Origin of the sequence: Chryseobacterium sp. SIMBA_028 (assembly GCF_046535285.1) — a bacterium.
Lineage (GTDB): Bacteria > Bacteroidota > Bacteroidia > Flavobacteriales > Weeksellaceae > Chryseobacterium.
Genome location: NZ_JAWRWZ010000005.1, coordinates 105,237 through 130,599, shown reverse-complemented (window position 1 = coordinate 130,599; position 25,363 = coordinate 105,237). Strand labels below are relative to the sequence as shown.

The window sequence follows — 25,363 nt, the reverse complement described above, 5'->3', positions numbered from 1 at the left end:
TGCTATTTTTCAAATTCCCATTCTCCATTTTCTTTCTTTAATCTTAACCCAACAGTCCCAAATCTAATTTGATCTTTTGGAAGATCAATCTGAAGATAAGCTCTTTTTCTACTTTTATCAAACAGAACCCTATGAAATTTATAATGTCCTGCGTAATTTTTGTTATTGACAGCTTTCGTAACTCTTTTTATATTTTTAAAATCTTCAATTCTACTAAAGTCGACTGGAATTGCCTGATCTGACCGATTCTTAATCTCCTCAAAAAAATAGTGATTATGAAGAGCATCCCAGTTATCCTTTGGTAGGTCTACTGCATCCAGTGTTTCAGACATGGTAAAAGTATATTGCTCATTTTTCATTCTGGCGTCTATAATATCCATAGCTTCACTGCTGCTTACTTTATACTGATTGGCTATTTCCGATATTTCTTTCGGGTCTAATTCTTTAAAAACATATTTGCTTATTGCTAAATTTAAGATCTTGTATTCATCATTATCCAATGAGTTACAGGAAAAAAACAGTAATAATGGAAATAAAGCCATCAATTTATTTATCCTGCTTTTTTTTAAAATTCTCATATTATATTTTATAGTTTTTATAATTACACTTTAGTTTCAGGATCTTCAGGATATTTGTCTCATGGTAAGATCTATACTGTTCATTAAAAATGGGGAACAAGAGGTTCAAAATGAGTATAATAGTGTAATTCTTCATCAGAAACACCCAACTTTTCAAAGAAGTCACCTGCAAGACTAAAGAACTTTAAAGCGTCATAACATACATCATCTCCAAAAATATAAAAATCACTTACAAATACAGTCCCAACATCTCCTACTCTTCCCTCTTTAATGAGCAGGAATCTAATATCAGAGTCTTCATTAAATACATCTTCTGAATCACTCCAAGGAATAGGCTTATGACTATAATTATAAACTTTCATACCAGATTCAGCTTCATGGGAGACCCTATCATAGTCTATTATTGCTACTTCATTTCCATCTCTATCCAAAACAACTTTTGAATATGTTGGACCTGCTTCTAAATCAGTATAAATTCTGGATTCCCAAACTTCGTATCCATTGACCATCTGCTTATTGCTCATTATCTTCCATTGTAAAGAAGAATTCAGAGAAGTAAGTGCTTCTATAATATTTTCCTCCGGGTACAAATAATAAGTTCCCCCCAAAAGCTGCTGATCTTTATACTCTTCTTCTTTTTTTAAAACATTACCCATCCTGATCTGTTTAGAAAAACGGTCTAAATCAAGCGCTTCCTTCTCAGTAACTACTTGGTTAAACTGATCAAAAAAACTAATGATTACAACCTCTTTATTATGTTCAAAATTGGGAACAAGAGGTTCTGCATGGGTATAATAGTATATTTCGTCGTCAGAAAGCCCCATTTGTTCAAAGAAATTCCCTGCAGCCCTAAAGAATTGAGAAGCACTATAGGTAAAATCATTACTAAAAAGAAAATCACTCACATGTACAGCATCTACCTCACCATCTTCACCAAATATGAAAAGAATATCAGAATCTTCATCAAATACATCATCCGGATTTCCCCATGGAATAGGTTTATTTCCAAATTTATAAAACTTCACCCCTCCCTTTACCTGATGAGTAAGGCCATCATAGATAATATTAGCTATTTTATTTTCATCAGGATCCAAAACGATTTTTGAATATGTAGATGCTTGTTCCAGGTTATCATAGAACTTACAATCCCAGACTGTATACCCATTAATGATCTGTTTATTGTCCTTTATAGTCCAATTTAGCTTGGGATTAAGTGCGATAAGTACCTCTGCAAGATTCTCTTCAGGTGATAAATAATAAACCCCACCCCAAAGTTGTTGTTCTCTATAGATTTCTTCTTTCTTTAACGCCTTGTTGACCCATATATGTTTGGTATATTTACTCGACTTCAACGCTTCTTCTTCAGTGATAAACTCATCATCATTTGTAAAAAAAATTATTTTTGTAATCATTTCATTAGTTTTTATTATTCATTACAGACAAAGACTATTTACTTCTGTGCATCTTGAAACGCCTGCCATAATTCATCTACTTTAGGTTGTTCAGGGATTGTAAATCCACTAACAGATTGACAATTCCTATCAATAAAATCCAGAAATACATCATCTACTGATGGCAAATATATCCCTGAATTACTCATCGTTAAACCACGGACACTAATTCCCTCAGCCCTAAAAATATAATCATGCCGAAACATTTTAATTATGCCATCATAAGGATGTTGTAGTCCAGGATACTGTATCATTGTCGATTTTACTTTAGGGTGATCCTTGAACACTTGCCAATAAACATACAAATAAATAAAAACTCCATTTTTATATCTCTCCCCTGGAATATTGATACTTAATATTTTAAATACATAATCACAAAAATCCAGATAGGACATCATTTCATTCCCTAACTCTGGAGCGATATCCATAAGCACATTATTTCTATCCACATTTATATTCAATCCCAAAGGAATATACTCCAATTGTAATACTTTTTTCCAGGCTTTTAATCGTGTAATATAATCTTTAAACAATAGAACACTTGAAACTTTATCCTGTATATTTTTTTCTAAAGTTCTTGGATCAGCCTGATGAAGAGCCCATATTTCTTTTTCAATTCTGTTTGTATGTGTTGTCATTTTAATTAAACTTTATAATTCACTTAGTGGAGTTTTAATTAAAAAATCCCTCCATATTGTTACAATTTCATTAAAGTCCTGCAATGGCATACTCATAACAGATCCTGTTTTATCATAAAAGTCCACTGAATTATTGATCATGATAATGTCCACCGTAGGAGAATAAGCCTCTATTTCAACATCCGGACTGAGTAATACCTTATCAATATCTGGTAATAATGAAGTATTGATATCTTCAACTAACCGCCAGCAGTTTAGAAAGTCAGTTAAATATATAATATTGGTTTCTATAGTTTTAACTTTTCTTTTTCTTTTAATGCTTTCCCAACGTAATACTTTGTTTTAAGTTCCATTTCATAGGTATCGATGATATTTTGGTTCATTTCATTGAGGTTGTTTTCTTTGGTTATAAAAGTTGTGTGGTACCTGATCTGGATTCCCAAAAGCAGTTCTGCTACGTGTGAATTCTCTTTTTTAAATTCTTATATTGTTTCAGATCTCTCCATACAAATTTATCTGTTTGCATATGAAACTCCCATACACTTAATGTTAAGTATTTCAAAGTATTTCGTCTATTCTATCAAGATCTACTATAGACCTTCAGTTGGAATATCTAAAGGAATTATTTCTTTATGACTTTTTATGATACATTTTTCCTTGTCAATTGTTACACGGTCCATTCTTGGGCAGCCGTCTTCAGCCAGATCAAAGTCAATATGATTAACTGTCCAGTCAATATTTTATTAATAGTTCTCCCTTGTTTCCCTCATCATATACTTTATTTTTAAAAGTAAGGAATATTCACTCTTTCAATGGTGGTATTTGTGGAGGTTATAAGAACTGTTGGAAAGATCTATTAGGGTTTCTTACGATTTTACAAATCGGTTCCATTCTTCAAGTAATTGTTTTAATTCTGATAAGTTGATCACAAAACCGTTGATTTCTGCATTAGGTGGCCGTATTTTGATAGGGGTAAAACTATCCCAGTCCAACAAATAATCTTCCTCATAATATCTCCCATCCTGAGCAGCCTCAATCTCTTCTACAAAAGCCTTAGATTCCAAATCTGATAAACCGGTGAGCAGAGATGACAACACATACGAACCCGGAAACTCAGGTATATTATTTCTACAACTAAAAGAGTTACTGAATGTAGGGTGTTTAGTCCGGATAAATTCCAGATTATATTTTTTTTTGATGTCCATTGATGTTTTTCAGTTATTGAGTTTTAAATAATGCCGGTATCCGGTAAGAAAGGCACCGCTGAGTGAAAGTAATCATGCTAATCCCATGGAAATGCTCCTATATGAGCATCCATAATAATCAGTTCTTTCTGCTCCATGATGATCTTATAAGTTAAATTTCGATATTGTATTTTCACGATCCTTTTATTTAGGAGGATAAATTTAAAAAAACATTAGAGATCATAATTCCGGCAGAAACTCATTATTCATATACCAGATCATCATTTTAGAAGGAATATTCATTTTACGCATGAGTTCTTCAGCATAGATTCCGTAGAATCCTCTTTCCACATCCTGGTCATCAGTTTCTAAACCCTGAGGAAAGTATTCAATATCTGTAAAGATTCCTGAGTTATAATGTGACGAAAAAAATTGGCCTTCCATTCCTTTTTCTGTTGCGAAATAATACTTCACCAAATCATAATAATTCTCACCATCCAAGGGCAATAAAGAGTCTGTTGACTCACAAGAAATCATCTGTTCTTTATTATTATATAGTTCCCGAACGGTGAGTGGTGAGAACCTGTTTTCATCAAAATCAAAATATTTAACATGATCGATCCGGAAATCACCATGCACCTGTCTTACCCGTATGCTTAGCATTTCCAGATCAGGTGTACTTCTGAATTGTTCTACAATCTGTTCATCATTTTCATTCAGATCCTTGTAATAGTGTATTGCGAAGAGATAGCCCGCTATATGCTTTTCCCTGATCTTAAGGGTATCATTCATGATATGATCCTTATATCCGGAAAATCTAGGTTCAACCTCTTTCTCAGGAACTATTTTAAAATGATTATTTCTGTATTGTATAGCCATTATCAAACAACTGAAATTAAGTTAATTGGTCGAGATGGAATCAACTGTTCAGCCAGCTTAGACATTCTGCAATCTGCATTTTACTGATAAAAACTTCAGCATTTACTTCCGGTTCGGGTGAAAGTTTAAGCTCAACTTTTTGACTGGAATGTTTAATAATTTCTGTGACCGCTTCTTTGTTGATGATAAACTTACGGTTTATTTTAAAGAAAACCTGTGGATTCAGTTTTTGAATAATATCCTTGATGGTATCATCATAAATATAAGTCTGATGGTCCTTGGTAGTGAGAAAAAGGTATTTTCCGGAAGCAAAGAAATATGCTGTATTCTGCTCATCTACAGATTTAAGCTTATTTCCTTCTCTTACCATGAAACGTTTCATCACCTCAGAGTCATCCTGACGCAGAGTAGAAATAGACCTCAATACCGGTTCAGGGTCAAAATTACTAATGGAAATGAATTTCTGTAATGCTTTATGTAAGTCATCTTCTTCAAAAGGTTTCAAAAGATAATCTATGGTAAAATGCCTGAAAACCCTCATGGCATATTCATCAAAGGCAGTTATGAAAATAATGGGTGTAAAAAGCTCAACCTGTTCAAAGATTTCAAGACTCATCCCATCTCCCAAATGGATATCCATAAAGATAAGGTCTGCGGAGTCTTTTTCGAAGAATTCTATTGCTTGTTTTTTTGACCGAAGAACCACAGTCTCAGTGACGGAGACTATGTTTTGTTTATCCAATAAATTCTTCAGATAATTAACTGCCAGCAATTCATCTTCTATAATTGCAATTTTCATAACATTGCAAAAGTACAAAAAAACCGCTAAAACAATCAAGTTCAAGCGGTTTCAAGGGTTGTTAATATGAAGTGTTATAAATTAGGATTATTCTTCTTCGCACTCATTGGATATTCTATTGTATATCTCACGTCATTTTGCTGAAGAATATATTCCTTACCATTGATGGTATGTATAATTTTTTTCTGGTTTGCTCTTCTCAGATCGAACCACCTATGTCCCTCTGCTGCAAACTCTCTGAATCTTTCATCAAGAATAAAACTCATGAATTCTGTAGCATTCATTGGGGTAATATCATTTTGAACCGAAGTATATCCCTCAGGTGTATATCTGTTTTTTAATACTTTTGATAAGATATCTTTTGCCTCGCTAAGTTTCCCAAGCTTCAATAATGCCTCAGATTTTATAAAATACATTTCAGAAGTTCTAAAGGATACTTTGAATTCAGAACTTCCTCTTTTAATGATTTTATACTGGCTGTCATTTTTTTCAAAATAAATTTTAAACCTTTTATCTGTAGTCTCATTATATTTTGAAAGTAACTCAGTAGATGCAAAAGATAAATTCTGTGCAGCACTGTCAAATACATCATCCAAAGCCATAATAGACTCTACAGACATATAATGATGAGGAGCTGTATTGCTCGTATTTAAGTTGCTCAGTTCTCCTTTTACTGCCAATACCTGATCTGCGTAGGATAAGGCTTTATTCCAGTCATTCTCATAAAGGGCAGTTCTTGCCTGCAAAGCCAATAATGCGATCTTAGAGAATCTATAATTGATACCTGCAGACTGCTGCTGTTCTACCATAAGTCCTTCTGCCTTGCTGATATCAGCATGAACCTGATTATACACTTCCTGTACGGAGGACGGCTTCAGTACTGCTTCAAGATCCATTTCAAGATTGATCGGGACACCTCTGTCTGTAGAGGCTGTAGCACTATTGTACGGCTTTCCGTATAAGTTAACCATGTCAAAATACACATAGGCACGCAATGCGTAGGCTTCCGCAAGAATCTGTTGTTTCTCTGGAGAGTCTTGCATTGTCTTGCTTCCTTCATTGATGATCTGATTCAGATAAAAGACCACTGAATAAAACTTTACCCATGGAAATTCTGCTGTTACCGAATCATTATTGTTATCCTTCCACATTGCAATTTCACGATAAACAGTAAAATCACTTATATTTTCATTAATCGTTACCTCATCAGTACGAAGTACAGACAACGATTTGTGAGACGGATATTTTGCATAAGCAGATGTAAGAACCTTACGATAGTCATCTACAGTTACCGGAATAACTTTTCCTTCCGGCTGTACATCCAAAAATCTGTCACATCCTATACTGGTAAAGCTGATTACTGCTAATGCTATAATTGTAGTTATTTTTTTCATTGTTTTCAAGTTTTAAAAAGAAACATTAAACCCTATTGTAACAGACTTGGTAATAGGCTGTGCATAAATATTACCATAAGTTTCCGGATCAAAATATCCTTTGTAGCCATTACTGAATACAAACAGGTTACGTCCTTCAACACTTAGCCTAAGACTAGTAATTCCCATAGGAGCAGTAAATTCCTTAGGAAGCGTATATCCTAAACGAATACTACTGATTCTTACATAGCTCACCTCTTTAGCCCATATATCCAGTAATCCGTAGGTATTGGAACGGTTACCGGTAAACCATTTATTAGCCATCCATCCATCAGGATTTGCATCCATATCAGGACTTGTAATTCCCGGCAATGAGTTTCCTGCTTCGTAAATTTCCCTTGTATAATTTCTTCCTCTGTCTAGATCCATTCCTCTATAAGATGGAGTACGCATTACCGTCTGCTTGAAATTGAATGTAGCCGCAACAGTAAGGTCAAAACTATGAACCTTAAAGGTGTTGATAATTCCTCCGGTAAACTTAGGATCTCTATCTCCCACATAGGTAAACAGATTTCTTAATTCTTCATTTGAAAGTTTTGTATCTACAAACTGACCCGGAAGAAAATCTGCATATACATCATAAAGCTTAAAGAAATCTGCAGCTTTTACCTTTTCATTTCCTTTCCAGAACAGTGGGTTTCCATTTTCATCGATTCCTGCAGTTTTTAGTGCAAAAACAGCATTTACGGGAAGTCCTTCTCTGGATGGAAGCATTGCATTATCACGAGGCTGCTCGCTAAGGACATTACTCTTATTGTGTGCAAAATTGATCGTGGTTGACCATTTGAAATTCTCCTTGTTGATGTTTCTGGTAGATAATGCCAATTCAAAACCTTTGTTGGTAAGGCTACCCCAGTTCATCATGGTATATTCGAATCCGGTTTCAAGGGGAGTTTCCTTCATACTGATCATATCCGTCCCTTTTCTGTTGTAAACATCCGCGGTAAGATTCACACGGTTATTAAATAACCCCAAATCAAGCCCAACGTTGATATTGGTTGTTTTTTCCCAACGAAGTTTATCATTTGGCGGGCTAATCACGTTGATCACATCTTCTCTCATCCCTGGAAGAATTGATGCATAATTGTATTCACCAATAAAGAATGGTGAAGTATTACGATCAATATTCCCCTGCAGACCATAAGAAGCTCTTAGCCTAAGATTGGAAACAGCTGTGATATTCTTCATGAAGTTTTCCTTTGTTACCAACCAAGACCCTGAAACAGCCCATATTGGAAGATACTTGTACTTTTTATTAACCCCGAATAAATTGGTCCCGTCATATCTTACACTTCCAAAAAAAGTATATTTCTGATCATAAGTATAGGAAGCCGTAGCAAACATGGATGCATAAGCGTTTTCTACAGGAGGTATTTCACGATAGGTTTCATACCTCTTGTCCGCTGCAAAATTGGCGGTAGGGAAAGCTATAGGAGTTCCTGTTCTTGTATTTCTATTATAACCAAAAGCTCTTGTAAGCGTAGTATTATCTTCCGTTTTACGAAGTTCTGTTCCCGCCATCAAATCAATTTCATGTACAGAATTGATTTTTGTATTGTAGGTTCCCTGCAACTTCCAGTTATACTGAAAGAAGTCATTATTCCAGTTTTGCTTAATATCTCCGGCAGGCAGGAAATAACGATATGCACCATCTTTATAGTAACGGGTTCCCTCCTTCATCTTTCTGGTAAAGTAGGTTTCCTGTCCGGCATATTTTTCTGTTTTATTGGTATCATACTGAATACCCAACTGTGAAGTAAATCTCAGGTTTTTGGTCGCTTTATATTCTAAGTCCAATATTGCCTTTAACGAGTGATTCTTCAGGGTATAGCTGGTATTCTCTCTTTCTTCAAGGAAATTGAATGGAATATAAGCATCCGCAAAACCATCTATATCCTTATCATATCTGTAACTTCCATCCGGATTGAAAGGATTCATATATGGATTGGCATTTCTTGAATAGTTGATAGGACTCGCTGCAGCATCCGCATCCGTCATGAACGATTGTCTCTCGCTCTGGGTACCAAAAATAGAGATGCCCGCATTTAACTTATCACTTAGTTTATAATTGTTTTTTAGGGTTAGGTTATATCTTTTAAAACCTGTCCCAATTGTTGTTCCCTCTTCATCAAAATATCCTAGTGAGAAGTAATAATCAGAGTTATCGCTACCTCCGGAAATACTTACTCCATACTGTTTATTGATGGCATTTCTGTATAGTAATTTTCCCCAGTCGGTATTATCATTTCTTAATGTGTTGAGCTGCTGACGGGTCAGCGGGTTCAAAGCATCTAAGCCTCCATTTCTAAAATCCTCAAGCTGGTGGTTCTGAGTTAAAATTCTCATCACCTCACCTTTGTCTGCACGATACGTAAGATCTGCACGTTTTGCAAGCATTAGCTCAAGGTCTACCTTTTCAGATGCATTCAAAAGGTTCAGACGGTCAAAATCAGGACGGGCAGTAATAAAAGTATCAGCTGAGAAGTTTAATTTCATACTTCCCTTTTTCCCTTTTTTTGTGGTAATGGAAATTACTCCATTAGCAGCTCTTGCTCCATAAATTGCCGTTGCAGCAGCATCTTTCAGAATCGTAATATCCTCAATATCATTAGGATTTAATCCTGCAATAGAAAAATTCTGAAGCTGATCAATATTATCCTTATCTGTAAAGTTTGGGACATCATTTCCTTCTAATGGAAGCCCGTCAATTACCCATAGCGGATCCTGTGGACCGGATAACGAAGCTGTCCCACGAATTCTAATCTTCGCTGGTGCTCCCGGTGCCCCAGTTTGAGGAGCAACTGCAACCCCTGCAATCTGTCCTGCCAACATCTGGTCTACACTTGCTACTCCAGCCTGGCTGATATTATCCATTTTTACCGTAGCAACTGCTGAAGTCTGCTTACGCTTTTCAATCTTCTGATATCCGGTAATGATCACCTCCTGAATTTTATTTTTATCTGAAACCTCAGGGCTCAGCCTCACCGTATAATTGGTTTTATCTTCATTGATCAAAATCATCCTGGATTCATATCCTGGATAACTTACCAATATAGATTTTGTGCCTGATGGTACTTCAAGTATAAACTTTCCGTCCTTATCGGCAACTGTACCTACTGATACACTTTCAATAATTCCGTCCAAATCAGTTTTTGTAGAAACAGACTGGGCTTCTATTTTTATAGATGCACCGGCAATTGCGCCGGAAGTATTACCATCTTCTATCTTTCCTGTGATTGTTTTCTTTTCCTGAGCAAACGCAACCTGAGCAGCTAAAAGAGGTAAAAGTATTAGAGTTTTTTTCATAGCTGTTTATTTATTTTAAAGCCTCTTCAATACGAATGATTAAATCTGTGTAGTGAGCTCTTGAGGAGTCATCACCTTTGTATCTGGTTCTATTCAGTAAGTCCAGAACTTTCTGTAGCTCTGCTCTCTTATAGGTCGTTACTTCAGATACTCTTTTCATGGATGAGTAATTAATGTTTCTAAGGTTTTTATCTTCTTCGTGATAATTACAGATCATTGGCATGTTCAGATTATGATCTGTCTTTAACCCTTTTACTGCTGTTTTTTCAAACAATTTATTCACTGAAACAATCATCGCATCCACATAATTCTTCTGTGCCATCTTTTCAAAAATTGTCAAACTTCCCCTTTTATTAAAAATGGCAGTTCTCACCTGATCAAATAGATTTGCAACGGTATAAATCTCATCCTTAGAACCTGAAACTTCATGCTTTAACTCATTTTCAAGTAACCTAAGCAATCTGTCATCCATAAACAGAGAGTAAATATTGGCATACTGCATTCCTCTTGCCAAGGTATATGGAGTCTGCTCAAATGGTCCCATCGGTGAATTTTTAACAGGATACGTCTTTTCTGTAATTGGGTTGAAGAATAACCATTCCGGAAGGTTGATTGCATTTTTAACAAGGTAATCAACTGCTCTTCTCTGTATTTCGGCAGGAACCGGCTCATATGCCTTTTTCTTGTTACCAAAAACAGTGTTATTCAGGTAAATCCCTCCTACATTAGCCATCACATGACCTGTATACAAGTCCCATTGGCCGATAGCTTCCAAATACAATTTACCTGTCGCTGTGTAATCTTTACCATCTTCATAGGTCCATTTTAAAAGATTATCTACAACTACTTTCAGATTCTTCATTCCGTATTCGCTTGCCTTCATTGCATCATCTCCCAGGTCTTCAGACTGCGAACGCGGATCTATTGTTTCCAGATAACTCTGCTGTTCTCCGTAGAAGTACATGGGATCATCTTGATGTTTTTCAATCAGATTTCTCAATGCTTTTTTCTCAACAAATTCATCCGGGTACCAACGATAGCCCCATTCAATGGCATATTTATCATAAAGCCCGATTTTCGGAGTAATTGCCGTAACACCATCTTCTGGCTGGGCAACATAGTTGTAACGTGCATAATCCATAATGGAAGGTGCAGTTCCACCCATTCTATCTGTAAATTCCTTTGAGCGAAGTGATTCTACCGGAAATGAGAAAGATGACCCCATATTGTGCTTCAACCCAAATGTATGTCCTACTTCATGGGATGAAACAAACCGGATAGCTTCTCCCATATGCTCATCACTAAATTTATTTCCTCTGGCTTTTGGATCTATTGCTCCTGTCTGAATTCTCATCCAGTCATGAAGAGAAGTCATTACATTATGCCACCAAATGATATCTGCTTCAATAATTTCACCACTTCTTGGATCTACTACTGATGGTCCCATGGCATTCGACTTAGGTGAAGCCGCATAGGTGATCACAGAATATCTTACATCATCAATATCAAAGTCTTCATCCTTTTCGTCCGGCATTTTTGCAACCACAGCATTTTTAAAACCAGCCTGCTCAAAGGCAACTTGCCAATCGTGTACTCCTGCAATGATCTTTTCACGCCATTGTTTTGGAGTGGCAGGATCTATATAATAAACAATCTGTTTTTTAGGTTCTACCAATTCTCCTCTCAGATATTTCTCCTTGTCTTCGTCTTTAGGCTCAAGGTTCCATCTGGTAATGAAAAATTTTTCATCCATTTTCTGCTGACGGTCATTGAAATTCCAATGCTTTTCAGAGAAAAACCCTACTCTTGCGTCTGAGATTCTGGGTTTCATAGGTACGCTAGGAAGCAATACAAGATTACTCGTAACGCCCAATGTCACTGGCAAATCTACACCCCCTTCATTTACGGAAGTACTCAATTGTGACTTCACAACAAGGTTTTGTGGAAATGTTTTTACGCCTTCTATATAGGAAAGACTTGATTTTACTGATCCTCCAAGGCCTACATTCGCCAAAACATCATTAAAGCTTTTCTGATTTCCGTCAAAAACTTTATTCACTTTAATGGCTACTGAGGTGGAATCATTGTTTTGTGCTTCAATATCAAAAACCTCAATCACAGATTCTGAAAAGTTATCCTTAACAGATTTTGTAATAGCATCATTTTTAGGTGACGACACTTTAGCTTCAGAGGTTTTCACCCATACTTTCTTGGCTAGTCTGTCACGGTGAAAAGAAATGATCTTATTTTCATAATTCATTCCTTTGTTTAAGCCTGCTTCATTCACCTGCATAGGTACCTGAGATAGCTTGTTGACTACCAAAAACTGGCGTCCCATCAAACTGTCAGGTATTTCAAAATAAACATCTGTTTTTACCTGTATCGTATTAAAAAGACCTTTTTTGTAGGTTCCTTTTTTGATCAGTTCCTCAATTTTTTTTGCTTTTTTTGATGATGAAACATCTGTTTTTTCAGCTTTATCCTTGGCCGTTTTTACAGTGTCCTTTTTCTGTGCCATTACTGCCGGCGAAGCCAATGCAAGTCCTAGATACAGGGCAAGTCTGTAATTCTTCATTAAAATAGTCCGATTCATTCCAAATAGTAAATATCTTAGTTTCAGCTAGCAAAGCTATAGGTATAGTGAATTATTAAATAATATTAGGGAGTGAGAGGTTGTTTTTTGGGAGTGAGTGGATTTTTTTATTTTACTTCATTAATGGCAAAAAACATATGAAATTTTCACCATCTACAGAAATATGAAGCAGATTATTCTTAAAATACTCATAAACCTGATTCAAATAATCAATTCCGAATTTTTCACCCTGAACAACTTCCATTTTGGGCTGCCAGGTATTCTTCACCGTAATCCCCTCCTTTTCTACGATAATAATGATTTCCAGCGGTTGATCTATTGTTGCAATATTGTGTTTTATAGCATTCTCTACTACAATTTGAAGAGATAGATAAGGAATCCGTTTTTCTAAACTTTCCGGACAGTTGATGATTAATTCAAATCTAAGTTCTTCATCAAACCTGCTTTTCAGAAGCTCCATATATTTTTGGATAAAATCAATTTCTTTGGCAACAGAAACAATATTTTCCTTTGGAGGGACAATCAGATACCTATAAATCTTGGAAAGGTTCATGGTAAACTTCTGAGCATTCTCCTTATTAATCCCAATCAACATATAAAGTGAGTTCAATGAATTGAACAAAAAATGCGGATTGATATTATTTTTAAGTTGCTGAAGCTGATTAATCACTTCTGCCTTGTGCATTTTTTCATTTTCTATCAACAGTAGATTTTTTTCCGTTTGTATCTTTTCATTTTCCCTGTAAGCAATATTTGCAGATCTTTGAAATAAAATAAAGACTGTTACAATCAGGAATAAAGCAGCAAGAAATATGTAAACGGTATACGCTTTTACCTTGTTGGTATTCTCATCAATAATAAAATTAACGTGATTAACTACTGTATACCCATCAAAATTATCCGTTTTTAGTGGCTTTATAAATCGAGTAACTTCCACTCCAAGATACTCAGAAACAGCAGTTCTTTCTGTATACCCTGACTTTATAGCATTGCATATCGTATCTTGTGGTTTGATATCTGTAAAATCGAAAATATTCTTTCCCAGGTATTTCTTTTCCGGATGGGTCATACAAATTCCCTCCTTTGTAAAAACATAGGCATAGGTATTTGAGCTTTTATCTACATTGATAAAATACTGGTGAAGATCATCAAGGCTCACTGTGGAACCATAATACAGTATGTTTTTACGCGGAAGTACAAGAGAGTCATAACTTACCCAGTACATGCTGTCTCTGCGAGTGATCAACAGATCTCTAAAATGTCCAGAACCATTATTTTTTATCGTGACAGACTTTTCCGTACTTTCCCTATTTTTAAAAAGATCAGCTAAAGGATTGTTACTTTCAGACTTTCCGGTTCCATTCTTGTCATAATAGTACCAACTGTAAGTTAAAAGATTTCTTTTTTTATTTAACCCATTTAAAACCAAAGAATAATCCTTATAATTCTTCAAACCATCTTTTTGAATCAATTCACGAAGCAGATATTGATAGTCTTCAATATTTCTAAATTCATTTTCTACCGATTCATATTTTCGGAAGAAAGTTTTTCTTGCAAAATCCTCAGTGTTTTTTCGGCTGTCTTCTGTAATTAAAAGACTTAGAACAGCAAATGCCGCCACTGCAATGAAGCAGACAGAAAGTGCTGTAATGTAAACGGATTTTCGGGATAGGGTATGTTTAAATTGAATACTCAAGTTCTTCTACATTGTCATTTTCCTCAAAAGTAAGACCCAGGCAATACTTATAGTAAAACCTATTTTATGATCTCTTTCGTAGATAATTTATTAATTTGCAAAGATATAACAAAGATTTCAGGACCAAAAAGTGAATTAAAAATAAATGAAAACAAGTAATGGATAGGACTATTTTGGGAGGTAAAAATTAGTCGTTAAAATATTTTTTCCAAAAAAATAAGTTTCTCTATGCCTAGATCAGGATTCGAAAAGCTACAAATCTTAAAATTAGTTAATATAGATGTTCAATCAGCAGATTACGCTCTTAAATATTCTGAAATTAGTTATCTTCGCCTACAAATCTAATTTGAAAATGAAGAAGATCATCTCCGGAATCTCTATTTTTTGTTCTATCATTATTTCAGCACAGGAATCTATTCAGTTCCAGGACCTCCCTTTCAAGGAAATTATTGCAAAAGCCAAAAAAGAAAAAAAGTTGGTTTTTATTGACGCATATGCTTCTTGGTGTGGCCCCTGCAAAATGATGGAGAAAAATGTTTTCCCACAGAAATCGGTAAAAGACTATTACAATACCAACTTCATCAATGCAAGATTTGACATGGAAAAAGGAGAAGGAAGAGACATTGCTTCCAAGTATGGAGTCCGCTCCTATCCTACTTATCTTTTCCTAAATGGTGACGGTGAACTTGTTTCCAGAAATACAGGCTATATGGAGGAAAGCCTATTTGTAGCAATGGCTCAGGATATCAATTCACCAGGAAACAATAAAAACTCACTAAAAGACCGCTTTGCCAAGGGAGAAAAGGATCCTACATTCCTGATCAATATTATGAAACTTAATTCTGATACTGATTATGCATTTGCCAAGAAAGCCTCTGAAAGATATTTTGAAAACAAAAAAAATACTGAAGAGTTTTCAAAGGATGAAATAGGATTTTTATTGTTTTTCCTAAAATCAACTGAAGATTCTAATTATAAAACTTTTTCTGCAAGAAAGGCAGACATTATCAAGTACCTTCCAGAAGAAACTTATAAAGAATTTGACGCCCAGCTGAAGCTATCAAAAATTGTAGAACAATCCATTGATGATAAAAATAAAAGAATCAATGATGAGTATTTTCTGAAAATGGCAGAACCATTGGTTGGCAAGCAGGTAGCTACAGCTAAACTTAACCAGACTAAACTTAGCTATTACGAACAAAATGCCAATTTTCCTGAATATGAAAAAGCAGCCTTGGATTATTACAAAAACTCAGATTCATTTAATCCTGATGAATTGTTAAGGGCTGCATGGGTATTTTTAGATCATGTAAAAACCCCATCCTCATTAAAGAAAGCTACTGAATGGGCTGAAAAATCAGTAATGAGAGGAGAAACATCTGAAAACACCTATATTCTTGGTAAGCTTTACTTTTTAACCGGTAACAAGGAAATGGCAAAAAATTATGCTGAAATGTCTAGGAATATAGCAACCCAATCCAATAAGGACTCTAAATTAGCAGAAGAATTATTAAATCAAATAAAATAACACATATTGATGAAGTACAGAGTATTAGCAGGTGCCTTAGCATTTTTGGCGATAGGGTCTCTCAATGCACAAGAGCAAAATGAGGAAAAAAGTTTATATATAAAGGGTAATGCTCTTTTTTTACCATTAGGTATTGTCAATCTGGGCTTAGAAAAACAGATCAGTCCTAAATATACTATTCAGGGAGATGTCTTTATTTCACCATGGAAATCATTTGCCGGACATGAATTACAATTTTACTCAGCTTCTGTTGAAGGAAGGTATTATTTCAAGGAAGCTTTCAAACATTGGTATGTCGGAGCAAACCTTTCTTTTGCGGCTTATAACGCACAAAAATGGAACTATTGGAAAGAAGGAACCCTTACTACAGAAGCCGGAGTCGTTTATCAAAATACCGACCTTTATCAAAAGGGATTTTCCTTGATGCTAGGTATCACAGGGGGATATCAGTTTCAGTTATCAGAACGCTGGAACCTGGATCTGTATGCTACAGTCGGAACATCTCAAGGATTCTATAAGGGGTATGACCGTGTAACAGGACAACGCTACGATGGAGCTGAAAAATTTAATAAAAGTGGTGAAATTATGCCTTATAGAGGCGGTGTAATGATCTCTTACAAATTTAAATAGAACAATGAAGTTATTCGGAAAAAACCATATTATCATTTCAGTGATCACTTTTGTGATCCTTTTTTTAATGAACTACCTTGGGAATGATCTTCCCGACAAATTACAAAGAGCCTTATTAACAGCCTTTGCGGGTGTTGTTGGTCTGAGTATTGGACTTTTCATCCTAAATAGGGGTAAAAATGACAAGACTCCGCCCCAAAATTTTGATTAATTAATCTTCATAGACTACATATCGGGTTCTGATCTTTTCAAAATCCTCTAAATCCTTTTTCCATGAAGCCTTAATTTCCGGAATTGATTTTCCAGCAATAATCTGCTTTCTGAATTCATCAGTTCCGGACAGGGTATCAAACCATAAGTTTTTCAAAAAGAAATCCAGTTGTGGGTTTTTATAGTTTTGGTAGGCCTTTATTACCCACTCCAAATTCAGTTCTTTTAAATCTTTAGGATAATTGGAAAGATCTTCTCCATAACAAAGCTTCCCGTTTAAGAAAGGATCTTTTGCTCCATAACTTGGTTTTGGAGTAAATTGATAAGGTAAGCTTTCGGTCCATGGAGAGCCATAAATCTGAAAAGGATGCTCAGTTCCCCTTCCTACAGAGACTTGGGTTCCTTCAAAAAAACATAAACTCGGATATAAATTAATGGCTTTATCATTAGGTAAATTAGGTGATGGCTTATCTAGTATTGGATAACGCTGTTTTTTGTGATAATTTTTCATTGGAATTAAGGTGTATTTCGCCTGAACTCTATTTTTCAGCCACTTTTCCCCGTTTACCATTTTTCCGTATTCACCTATTGTTAATCCATAGACTACAGGAACTTCATGCATTCCGACAAAGCTTGTCCATTTTTTTTTCAAAACAGGTCCGTCGGTATACCCATCATGAGGATTCGGGCGATCTAGTACCATTACTTCCACATTATTTTCAGCACCAGCTTCCATGAGATAAGTTAAAGTCGAGATATAGGTATAAAACCTCACTCCAACATCCTGAATATCAAATACAACAACATCTATCCCCGCTAATTGTTCTGGTTTTGGCTTTTTATTGCTTGCATACAAAGAAACAATTGGAATTCCTGTTTTAACATCTACCCCATTCTTTACCTTTGCTCCAGCATCAGCATCCCCTCTGAAACCATGTTCCGGTGCAAAAATAGATTTGATTTTAATACCGTTTTTTACTAAAAAATCTACTAAATGGGTTTTATCACCCATTAAACCTGTTTGATTGGTAACTACCCCAATTGTTTTTCCTTTTAATAATGGTAAATAAAGCTCAGGTTGGTCCGCACCGGTTTTAAAATCCGATTGAACTTGGGTTTGAGAATAATATTGGTTGAATACTCCTAAAAAAATTAGGCAAATCAGAAGTAAATTTTTAATTTTGAAATCTAAATTCATAAGCTTGAAGTTTCCTTTATATTTCTCTAGAAAAATAGCATTTTCCAAAGATAACAAAAATAACCTATCGCGGGTTATCATCTTCATTGGCAGGCTTTCTGTAGCTCTTGGAATCATTGTTTCCCTGATTACTGTAGCCACCGGATTAGGTTCCAAAAAGGCTATCAAGGAGAGACTTGCAGATTTCAGCGGACATATTACAGTAAGGTCTACACGATCCAATTCCTCATACAACACTTCCGTATTGGATAATCAAGGATTAAATATTTCGAAAATAAAGGAGCTTCCTGACGTGGAAACTGTTCAAAAATATGCAACAGTGACAGGTATTATGCGTAATGAACATAATTTTGCAGGAATCATTTTTAAAGGAATAGGAAAGGATTTTGACAGCTTGAGGTTTAAAAAATTTCTTCTTGCCGGTACCACACCCAAGGTTACTGAAGTAGGGTTTAATAATGATGTTGCCATTTCACAAAAAGTGGCCAATGACCTTCACCTCAAGATAAATGACAGCATAGTTACTGTATTTTTAAAGACTGATCAAAAACCAATCTACCGTAAATTCAGAGTTATCGGAATCTATAGAACGGATATTAAAATGATTGATGAGCAGTTCGTTATCGGCGGGATTAATCATGTAAGAAAAATTCTGGATATGAAAGGCGACGAGATTGGTGGTGTTGATATTTTCCTGAAAAACGTTAATGATATTGACAAGGATTTTCCTGAAATTGAAAAACTGATCGGTTATAAAAACTATGCAGAAAAAGCCACTGAAAAGTTCCCCCAGATTAATGACTGGATCAGTATTTTTGACACCAATATCGCACTGATTATTATCATTATGCTGATTGTAGTGGTGATCAATATTATCATGGTTCTTCTTATCCTTATTATTGAAAGAACAAATTCCATCGGTTTGCTAAAAACATTGGGCGCCAGTAATGCACAGATCAGGGCTACCTTTATCAACTATACACTTATCATCATGATTCCAGGGCTTTTGTATGGAAATGCCATTGGATTAGGATTGATATTGATTCAAAAATTCTTTGGGGTTATCAAGCTTAATCCGGAAAACTATTATGTAAGTACAGTTCCCGTGGATCTGAACCCTATTGCCATTGTTTCTATTTCATTGGGGATTTTGGCTATCTCAGCACTTGCTTTAATCATTCCGAGTTATCTGATCAGTAAGATCTCTCCGGTAAAGGCAATTAAGTACAATTAATTATTAGAAGTTGATGAATGTTGATCATTGAAACTCTTTTCAATGCTTCAGTTTCGTCTGCAAATCATACAGGACAGTGATAATTTTAAAAGCATTACCTTTGCACCGCATATAAAACATTTATGAAATACGCAAAAAATATCCTTGAAACGATAGGTAACACACCGCTGGTAAAACTTAACAAGGTGTTAGGTGAAGACTTTCCAGCACTAGTTTTAGCAAAAGTTGAGACATTCAATCCCGGAAACTCCGTAAAGGACAGAATGGCTCTTAAAATGATAGAAGATGCCGAAAAAGATGGCAGATTAAAACCTGGAGGAACCATCATTGAGGGAACTTCCGGAAATACAGGAATGGGACTGGCACTTGCCGCCATCATCAAAGGCTACAAATGTATTTTTGTAACCAATTCTAAACAGTCTAAGGAAAAGTGTGATATTCTTCGTGCTGTAGGAGCAGAAGTAATTGTTTGTCCTACAGACGTAAAACCTACTGACCCTCGTTCTTATTACTCGGTTTCAAAAAGACTGGCTAAGGAAACTGAAAACGGATGGTATGTAAACCAATATGACAACTTATCCAACAGAACAGCTCACTATGAATCTACAGCTCCTGAGATCTGGGAACAGACTGAAGGTAAACTTACTCATTTTGTAGCAGGTGCAGGAACAGGAGGTACTATAACAGGATGTGGAACATTCTTCAAAGAAAAAAATAAAGATATCAAGGTAATTGGTGTTGATACTTACGGATCTATTCTTAAGGAATTCCACGAAACCGGAGAATTACACTACGACCATGCGTATACTTACATTACGGAAGGAATTGGGGAAGATATTATTCCTGAGAACTATGACATGGCTGTAATTGACCATTTTGAAAAGGTAACGGACAAAGATGGGGCCATCTATGCTCGAAAACTGGCTAAAGAAGAAGGTATTTTCTGTGGATATTCTGCAGGAAGCGCAATTGCTTCATTAATTCAAATGAAAGATCAGTTTACGAAAGATGATGTCATTGTAGTTTTACTTCACGACCACGGTTCAAGATATGTAGGGAAAATCTACAATGACGAATGGATGAAAGAAATGGGCTGGCTGGACTAAGCATACAAGCAAAATAATAAAAGAGCAAATAATATCAAGTGACTTTACTTTTGCTACTTTTAATATAAAATAAAAATCAGAGCGTTGCTCTGATTTTTTTATTGTTTATTGGTATTTTCCTTTAAGGTTTTCTTTAGCAGATTATACTCTTTCTCACTCATGGATTTCTGCGGAAACATATAATTGTATTTCCCTTCCAAAGAGATGAATTCATTATTACTGTCAAAATATTCAAAGTCTTTCCATTCACTGGTTTCCTTTTCTCCGTCAATATTCACTGTGAAAAAGTTCTGATCAAATCTGATCTCGTATACCTTACATCTTTCAAGCACACCTAAATAATGATTAACCTGCTTCTTCCATCTTGAAACCTTGTTGACACTTACAGACAAGAAAACGGCACAAAGCAGGAATATAAAACTTAGAAAGTATAAAATTCCTTTGCTATTTTCACTTAGACTATCTTTCAAAAAAAATACAATGACTAGGATAACAGCAGATGCAATGGTTGTTATTGTTTTACTCTTAGTTGTAGGTGAAAAAAGCAGACTTCCTTGGTTACCACTAAAATAAATATCCTCAAAATTTTTTCTGTCGGTTCTTAACGTAATAACCTTTTCCTCATTCATAATACATGGTTTGCTTTAAAAAGCTACAAAACTAAACTAAATATCCTCATATTGGTCACTTATTGCAGAAAGTTTGTTCATCAGATCCCTGTTTCTACGTTTTAAAGCTTCTAGTTTATTCAACATATTATGAATAACTTCCAAACCTGGAAGATTGATTTCAAGATCATAGTGCCAGTTGGTAAATTTTTCCAGATTAGGCAGCTCTTCATACATCAGATAGTGAATATTATCTTCCACCTGTATATTTAATAGGCCATATTCTACAAGTTCATCAAAAAATGTGATTTCTATATTGTATATTCTTACGAGTTCTTCCCGTGATATTCTTTCACTCATAGCCTAGGAATTTTTAAGTTGTTCAAAAAGTTCTTTCTGCTTTTCCGTAAGATTGGCAGGCAGTTTCACTTCATAGGTTACAAAAAGATCGCCGTATTCGCCCTCTTTTTTGTAGACAGGAAATCCTTTTCCTTTTAGTCTTACGGTAATTCCGGTTTGTGTTTCCGGTTTTACTTTTAGGTTTACACTTCCATCCAGGGTATTTACCTTTACATCACCACCTAAAACCGCAGTATACAGATCAATGATTACCTTTGTCTTAAGATCATCACCAATTCTTTCAAAATCAGGATCTGCAGGAATATTGAACGTAATATACAAGTCTCCACTTGGTCCTCCGTTTATGCCCGGATTTCCATGTCCTTTCAGTTTAATCTGCTGCCCATCATAAACTCCGGCCGGAATGGTGATTCTCACCTTTTTTCCATTGATTTCAAAAGTTTGTGGATGCGTTACTGCAGCATCTTTTAAATTTAGATTCAGCTCAGCCTGTACATCTTTTCCTTTAAATTTTCCAGACGCTCTTCCTCTTGAACTTCTGCCAGTAGCACCTGCACCGCCAAACATATTTTGGAAGAAATCTGAAAAATCCTCACCCTCTCCAAAATCGGCACCTGAAAAGCCTCCACCTCCATAATTCTGCTGCTGATATTGTCTTTGTTGCTGCTGTTGGGCTTTTTCATATTCCTCACCATGCTTCCAGTTTTCACCGTATTTATCATATTTAGTACGATTTTCAGGATTACTGAGCACTTCATTTGCTTCATTCAGCTCCTTGAATTTCTTTTCAGACTCCTTATCATCGGGGTTAAGATCCGGATGTAGTTTTCTAGCCAACTTTCGGTAGGCTTTTTTAATGTCATCTTGTGTTGCGTTTTTATCTACGCCTAGAATTTTATAGTAATCTATATAAGCCATAGAAACGATGTTTACTCAAATTTATGAAATTTAGGCTTGAAAATTGCATAGCAGAGTGTTAAAAATAAACTTATCTTTGATAAAAAGCGCCACATGAAAGAGGTATTAAAAAACTACTCAGGAATCATATTTTTACTTTTGGGAATCACTATTGGAAGCATTATAGGAATTGTAGCTCCGGGTTTTGTGGAATACATAAAACCATTAGGAGATATTTTTCTTAATCTTCTTTTTGTAAGTGTAGTACCATTGGTGTTTTTTGCTGTTTCCAACTCTATTGCCTCTTTGGAACAACAATCAAGATTCGGAAGAATCATTCTTGTGATGGCACTTACCTTTTTATTCTTTATTCTGACAGCGGCTATTTTCACTATTTGTGTAGTGTATCTCTTTCCTGTTTCAGGAGTTTCCGGAAGTTCAGAGGTCGTAACTGAAGCGGCAAGTGATGAAAGTTGGGGGAATAGAATTGTAAGCTTTTTCACTGTGGGAGAATTCACCGCACTTTTTTCAAGGCAAAATATGCTTGCACTGCTTATTTTTGCATTCTTGACAGGTTTTGCAGCCAGAAAAACAGGAGAAAGCGGCCAGCCTTTCAGAGTTTTTATTGCTTCAGGGTATGAGGTAATGAAGGAACTTCTTTTACTCGTTATGAAACTGGCTCCGATTGGTTTAGGAGCCTATTTTGCCTATCAGGTAGCGACATTGGGGCCACAGCTTTTTGGATTTTATGCTAAACCTTTAGGGTTGTATTATATTGCAGGAATTATTTATTTCCTTGTCTTCTTTTCAATCTATGCATTCATGGCGAGTGGAAAAAATGGGGTTAAAAGTTTCTGGACCAATGCCATTTATCCTACACTTACAGCAATAAGTACCTGCAGCAGCTTTGCAACCATGCCTGCAAATCTACAGGCAGCCTCCAAAATTGGAATTCCCAATTCTATTGCGAATCTGGTGATTCCTATTGGTACTACCTTGCATAAAAATGGGTCATCCATGTCTTCTATTATTAAGATCTATGTGGCTTTTTTAATTATTGGAAAAGACTTCTTTGATCCTGCCAATTTACTTCTGGCTTTAGGAATTACGGTCTTTGTAAGTATTGTAGCCGGAGGAATTCCTAATGGTGGATATATTGGTGAGATGCTGATGATCTCTGTTTATAAACTTCCCCAGGAAGCCATTCCTGCTGTAATGATTATCGGAACTCTTGTAGATCCTTTAGCAACAGTTCTAAACTCTGTGGGAGATATTGTTGCAGCCATGTTTGTGAATCGATTTGTAAAAGTCACCTGATGGAAAGCTGATTATTAATATAGTTTACCGGTACTTTTACTCTAAAATATACCTAAACTATTCACTGCGTTGTACAGGTTCAAGGTTTTCATATTCTTCAGGAGTGAAAAGTCTGTAATGAACTTTAAATGTTTTTCCTAAAGGGGTTTCCAATGAAAATCCTCCCGGTCCGAAACCATCTGTAACATCAAGTGTAAAGTGTGAATATTTCCAGTATTCAAAAAGGTCACGGTCTATCCAGAATTCATATCCGTTGATGGTTCCTATCATGGCATCATTCATCCTTGGAAAGAATCCTCCTTTTTCGAAGCATTGTGGCTGTGTTCCTTCGCAGCATCCGCCTGCCTGATAAAACATGAGTGCTCCATACTTATTTTCAAGTTCACGAATGACTTCAAGCGCGTTTTCTGTTACAGAAAGCCTTGTTATTTTTCTTTCCATTATTTTATTTTTTCAAATTTAAAAAATTGAATCCTGTTATTTGAATAAAGAGGCTCGGCAAATACCTTTGCCGAGCCTTCAGCTCATTATTTAATTTGAGTTTGCAATATCCAACACAATACGTCCATCAATCTGTCCTTTTTTCATTTTATCAAAGACGTCATTAATATCTTCGAGCTTTGCTGCTGTTACCGTTGCTTTTACCAATCCTTCATTGGCAAAATCCAGAGCTTCCTGCATATCTTTTCGGGTTCCTACAATAGAACCTCGAACGGTTATTCTTTTTAAAACCGTTTCAAAAATCGGTAATTCAAAAGATCCGGGAGGCAATCCATTCAAAGCAATGGTTCCTTTTCTTCTCAGAACATCTATTCCTTGTTTAAAGGCAATAGGTGAAACCGCTGTAATTAATGCACCATGCATGCCACCAACTTCCTTATGCAAATATTCTCCAGGGTCTGTATTTTTTGCATTGACTACAAGATCTGCACCCAATTTTTTCGCCAGTTCCAATTTATCATCTGCTACATCAATTGCCGCAACATGCATACCCATTGCTTTTGCATACTGAACTGCTACGTGGCCCAATCCTCCGATTCCTGAAATAGCCACCCACTCTCCGGGTTTGGTTTCTGTTTCTTTGAGTCCTTTATAAACGGTTACTCCTGCACATAAAATAGGAGCAATCTCCAAGAAGTTAACATTGGATTTTAGGTGTCCCACATACCTTGAGTCTGCAATGACATATTCTGCAAAACCGCCATCTACGCTATACCCGCCATTTTTTTGAGCCTCACAAAGTGTTTCCCATCCTGTGATACAATAATCGCAACAACCGCAGGCACTATATAGCCATGGAACTCCTACTGCATCTCCTTCTTTAACAAAGGCTTCAGGTCCACAAGCCACCACTATACCTACGCCCTCATGTCCCGGAATAAGGGGCATTTTAGGTTTGGCAGGCCAGTCTCCATCTACAGCATGCAGGTCTGTATGACAAACTCCACAGGCTATTACCTTCACAAGAACTTCATATCTGCCAGGTACTCTTACGGGTACTTCTTCTATTTTAAGGGGCTGTCCGTAGCCTTGAACGACGGCAGCTTTCATTGTTTTTGGAATCATATTTTATTTTTTGAATTGGATTTTTACAGGTTACTAGTTTTCTGCTCATCCAAAAAGTTCCGGATAAGAAAAGTAGTATTTGCGTGAGGGATAGTAAGCGCGGCGAGGAACGAGCCGGTGCGGAATGCAATGGAGCACCGAAATGAAATGGA

22 protein-coding genes are annotated in these 25,363 nt (G+C 35.9%); 6 read left to right on the top strand and 16 right to left on the bottom strand.

The window, feature by feature from the left end; translation table 11 throughout:
- Positions 1 to 2: 2 nt before the first annotated feature.
- The 10 genes from SCA31_RS08205 to SCA31_RS08160 form a co-directional block, all read right to left on the bottom strand.
- A complete protein-coding gene (locus tag SCA31_RS08205; RefSeq protein WP_410696469.1) occupies positions 3 to 578 on the bottom strand; it encodes a hypothetical protein in 576 nt (191 codons plus the stop codon).
- Positions 579 to 661: 83 nt separating this feature from the next.
- Entirely contained in the window at positions 662 to 1,990 is a 1,329-nt protein-coding gene (locus SCA31_RS08200) for a hypothetical protein (protein ID WP_410696468.1), read from the bottom strand.
- A gap of 38 nt (positions 1,991 to 2,028) precedes the next feature.
- Positions 2,029 to 2,667 (bottom strand): hypothetical protein, encoded by a 639-nt coding sequence (locus SCA31_RS08195; RefSeq protein WP_410696467.1) that lies wholly within the window; start codon positions 2,665 to 2,667, stop codon positions 2,029 to 2,031.
- A gap of 866 nt (positions 2,668 to 3,533) precedes the next feature.
- Complete coding sequence (locus SCA31_RS08190; protein WP_410696466.1) at positions 3,534 to 3,872, bottom strand: hypothetical protein; 339 nt, start codon at positions 3,870 to 3,872, stop codon at positions 3,534 to 3,536.
- Positions 3,873 to 4,091: 219 nt separating this feature from the next.
- The gene (locus SCA31_RS08185; RefSeq protein WP_410696465.1) at positions 4,092 to 4,730 is read right to left on the bottom strand and encodes a hypothetical protein; all 639 of its coding nucleotides are present in this window, start codon (positions 4,728 to 4,730) and stop codon (positions 4,092 to 4,094) included.
- A gap of 40 nt (positions 4,731 to 4,770) precedes the next feature.
- Positions 4,771 to 5,529 carry a LytR/AlgR family response regulator transcription factor gene (locus SCA31_RS08180; RefSeq protein ID WP_410696464.1) on the bottom strand — a complete coding sequence of 253 codons (759 nt, stop codon included), beginning with the start codon at positions 5,527 to 5,529 and terminating at the stop codon, positions 4,771 to 4,773.
- A 74-nt stretch (positions 5,530 to 5,603) separates the two neighbouring features.
- Complete coding sequence (locus SCA31_RS08175; RefSeq protein ID WP_410696463.1) at positions 5,604 to 6,923, bottom strand: RagB/SusD family nutrient uptake outer membrane protein; 1,320 nt, start codon at positions 6,921 to 6,923, stop codon at positions 5,604 to 5,606.
- Positions 6,924 to 6,935: 12 nt separating this feature from the next.
- A complete protein-coding gene (locus SCA31_RS08170) occupies positions 6,936 to 10,268 on the bottom strand; it encodes a SusC/RagA family TonB-linked outer membrane protein (RefSeq protein WP_410696462.1) in 3,333 nt (1,110 codons plus the stop codon).
- Positions 10,269 to 10,278: 10 nt separating this feature from the next.
- Positions 10,279 to 12,861, bottom strand: a complete 2,583-nt coding sequence (locus SCA31_RS08165; RefSeq protein WP_410696461.1) for a zinc-dependent metalloprotease — start codon at positions 12,859 to 12,861, stop codon at positions 10,279 to 10,281.
- A gap of 112 nt (positions 12,862 to 12,973) precedes the next feature.
- A complete protein-coding gene (locus SCA31_RS08160) occupies positions 12,974 to 14,557 on the bottom strand; it encodes a histidine kinase (protein WP_410696460.1) in 1,584 nt (527 codons plus the stop codon).
- A gap of 352 nt (positions 14,558 to 14,909) precedes the next feature.
- On the opposite strand from SCA31_RS08160, the gene SCA31_RS08155 reads away from it, so the two are divergent.
- The 3 genes from SCA31_RS08155 to SCA31_RS08145 are packed head-to-tail and all read left to right on the top strand — an operon-like array spanning position 14,910 to position 16,926.
- Positions 14,910 to 16,085: a thioredoxin family protein gene (locus SCA31_RS08155; protein WP_410696459.1), complete on the top strand. Its 1,176-nt coding sequence runs from the start codon at positions 14,910 to 14,912 to the stop codon at positions 16,083 to 16,085.
- A 9-nt stretch (positions 16,086 to 16,094) separates the two neighbouring features.
- The gene (locus SCA31_RS08150) at positions 16,095 to 16,715 is read left to right on the top strand and encodes a DUF3575 domain-containing protein (protein WP_410696458.1); all 621 of its coding nucleotides are present in this window, start codon (positions 16,095 to 16,097) and stop codon (positions 16,713 to 16,715) included.
- A gap of 4 nt (positions 16,716 to 16,719) precedes the next feature.
- Entirely contained in the window at positions 16,720 to 16,926 is a 207-nt protein-coding gene (locus SCA31_RS08145) for a hypothetical protein (RefSeq protein ID WP_410696457.1), read from the top strand.
- On the opposite strand, the gene SCA31_RS08140 is transcribed toward SCA31_RS08145, so the two are convergent.
- Positions 16,927 to 18,123: an exo-beta-N-acetylmuramidase NamZ domain-containing protein gene (locus SCA31_RS08140; RefSeq protein ID WP_410696456.1), complete on the bottom strand. Its 1,197-nt coding sequence runs from the start codon at positions 18,121 to 18,123 to the stop codon at positions 16,927 to 16,929.
- A 4-nt stretch (positions 18,124 to 18,127) separates the two neighbouring features.
- Here SCA31_RS08140 and SCA31_RS08135 point away from each other — a divergent pair, with 4 nt between their 5' ends.
- Together SCA31_RS08135 and SCA31_RS08130 are read left to right on the top strand one after the other, a co-directional pair.
- The gene (locus SCA31_RS08135; protein WP_410696455.1) at positions 18,128 to 19,357 is read left to right on the top strand and encodes an ABC transporter permease; all 1,230 of its coding nucleotides are present in this window, start codon (positions 18,128 to 18,130) and stop codon (positions 19,355 to 19,357) included.
- 122 nt (positions 19,358 to 19,479) lie between these two features.
- Positions 19,480 to 20,463, top strand: coding sequence for a PLP-dependent cysteine synthase family protein (locus SCA31_RS08130; protein WP_106915062.1), 984 nt, complete (start codon positions 19,480 to 19,482; stop codon positions 20,461 to 20,463).
- A 98-nt stretch (positions 20,464 to 20,561) separates the two neighbouring features.
- Here the strand turns inward: SCA31_RS08130 and SCA31_RS08125 are convergent, their stop codons facing one another.
- The 3 genes from SCA31_RS08125 to SCA31_RS08115 are packed head-to-tail and all read right to left on the bottom strand — an operon-like array spanning position 20,562 to position 22,349.
- Positions 20,562 to 21,092 carry a hypothetical protein gene (locus SCA31_RS08125; protein WP_410696454.1) on the bottom strand — a complete coding sequence of 177 codons (531 nt, stop codon included), beginning with the start codon at positions 21,090 to 21,092 and terminating at the stop codon, positions 20,562 to 20,564.
- 36 nt (positions 21,093 to 21,128) lie between these two features.
- Positions 21,129 to 21,431, bottom strand: coding sequence for a chaperone modulator CbpM (locus tag SCA31_RS08120; RefSeq protein ID WP_410696453.1), 303 nt, complete (start codon positions 21,429 to 21,431; stop codon positions 21,129 to 21,131).
- Between the two features lie 3 nt (positions 21,432 to 21,434).
- A complete protein-coding gene (locus SCA31_RS08115) occupies positions 21,435 to 22,349 on the bottom strand; it encodes a DnaJ C-terminal domain-containing protein (protein WP_410696452.1) in 915 nt (304 codons plus the stop codon).
- Between the two features lie 93 nt (positions 22,350 to 22,442).
- Between SCA31_RS08115 and SCA31_RS08110 the strand changes: the two genes are divergently transcribed.
- A complete protein-coding gene (locus SCA31_RS08110; RefSeq protein ID WP_410696451.1) occupies positions 22,443 to 23,645 on the top strand; it encodes a dicarboxylate/amino acid:cation symporter in 1,203 nt (400 codons plus the stop codon).
- Positions 23,646 to 23,702: 57 nt separating this feature from the next.
- Here SCA31_RS08110 and SCA31_RS08105 read toward each other — a convergent pair whose 3' ends face one another.
- Both SCA31_RS08105 and adhP read right to left on the bottom strand, forming a co-directional pair.
- On the bottom strand, positions 23,703 to 24,086 hold the full coding sequence (locus tag SCA31_RS08105; protein ID WP_410696450.1) for a DUF779 domain-containing protein: 384 nt from the start codon (positions 24,084 to 24,086) through the stop codon (positions 23,703 to 23,705).
- 90 nt (positions 24,087 to 24,176) lie between these two features.
- Positions 24,177 to 25,211, bottom strand: a complete 1,035-nt coding sequence (gene adhP, locus SCA31_RS08100) for an alcohol dehydrogenase AdhP (protein WP_106915057.1) — start codon at positions 25,209 to 25,211, stop codon at positions 24,177 to 24,179.
- Between the last annotated feature and the right edge of the window lie 152 nt (positions 25,212 to 25,363).

What these genes read in the sequence shown, in the direction of transcription:
- SCA31_RS08105 (WP_410696450.1), bottom strand. Translation starts at nt 24,086, where the DNA reads ATGGAAAGAAAAATAACAAGGCTTTCTGTAACAGAAAACGCGCTTGAA.
- SCA31_RS08155 (WP_410696459.1), top strand. Translation starts at nt 14,910, where the DNA reads ATGAAGAAGATCATCTCCGGAATCTCTATTTTTTGTTCTATCATTATT.
- SCA31_RS08145 (WP_410696457.1), top strand. Translation starts at nt 16,720, where the DNA reads ATGAAGTTATTCGGAAAAAACCATATTATCATTTCAGTGATCACTTTT.
- SCA31_RS08140 (WP_410696456.1), bottom strand. Translation starts at nt 18,123, where the DNA reads ATGAATTTAGATTTCAAAATTAAAAATTTACTTCTGATTTGCCTAATT.
- SCA31_RS08110 (WP_410696451.1), top strand. Translation starts at nt 22,443, where the DNA reads ATGAAAGAGGTATTAAAAAACTACTCAGGAATCATATTTTTACTTTTG.
- SCA31_RS08180 (WP_410696464.1), bottom strand. Translation starts at nt 5,529, where the DNA reads ATGAAAATTGCAATTATAGAAGATGAATTGCTGGCAGTTAATTATCTG.
- SCA31_RS08150 (WP_410696458.1), top strand. Translation starts at nt 16,095, where the DNA reads ATGAAGTACAGAGTATTAGCAGGTGCCTTAGCATTTTTGGCGATAGGG.
- SCA31_RS08130 (WP_106915062.1), top strand. Translation starts at nt 19,480, where the DNA reads ATGAAATACGCAAAAAATATCCTTGAAACGATAGGTAACACACCGCTG.
- SCA31_RS08165 (WP_410696461.1), bottom strand. Translation starts at nt 12,861, where the DNA reads ATGAATCGGACTATTTTAATGAAGAATTACAGACTTGCCCTGTATCTA.
- SCA31_RS08195 (WP_410696467.1), bottom strand. Translation starts at nt 2,667, where the DNA reads ATGACAACACATACAAACAGAATTGAAAAAGAAATATGGGCTCTTCAT.
- adhP (WP_106915057.1), bottom strand. Translation starts at nt 25,211, where the DNA reads ATGATTCCAAAAACAATGAAAGCTGCCGTCGTTCAAGGCTACGGACAG.
- SCA31_RS08175 (WP_410696463.1), bottom strand. Translation starts at nt 6,923, where the DNA reads ATGAAAAAAATAACTACAATTATAGCATTAGCAGTAATCAGCTTTACC.
- SCA31_RS08200 (WP_410696468.1), bottom strand. Translation starts at nt 1,990, where the DNA reads ATGATTACAAAAATAATTTTTTTTACAAATGATGATGAGTTTATCACT.
- SCA31_RS08170 (WP_410696462.1), bottom strand. Translation starts at nt 10,268, where the DNA reads ATGAAAAAAACTCTAATACTTTTACCTCTTTTAGCTGCTCAGGTTGCG.
- SCA31_RS08125 (WP_410696454.1), bottom strand. Translation starts at nt 21,092, where the DNA reads ATGAATGAGGAAAAGGTTATTACGTTAAGAACCGACAGAAAAAATTTT.
- SCA31_RS08120 (WP_410696453.1), bottom strand. Translation starts at nt 21,431, where the DNA reads ATGAGTGAAAGAATATCACGGGAAGAACTCGTAAGAATATACAATATA.
- SCA31_RS08205 (WP_410696469.1), bottom strand. Translation starts at nt 578, where the DNA reads ATGAGAATTTTAAAAAAAAGCAGGATAAATAAATTGATGGCTTTATTT.
- SCA31_RS08185 (WP_410696465.1), bottom strand. Translation starts at nt 4,730, where the DNA reads ATGGCTATACAATACAGAAATAATCATTTTAAAATAGTTCCTGAGAAA.
- SCA31_RS08190 (WP_410696466.1), bottom strand. Translation starts at nt 3,872, where the DNA reads ATGGACATCAAAAAAAAATATAATCTGGAATTTATCCGGACTAAACAC.
- SCA31_RS08115 (WP_410696452.1), bottom strand. Translation starts at nt 22,349, where the DNA reads ATGGCTTATATAGATTACTATAAAATTCTAGGCGTAGATAAAAACGCA.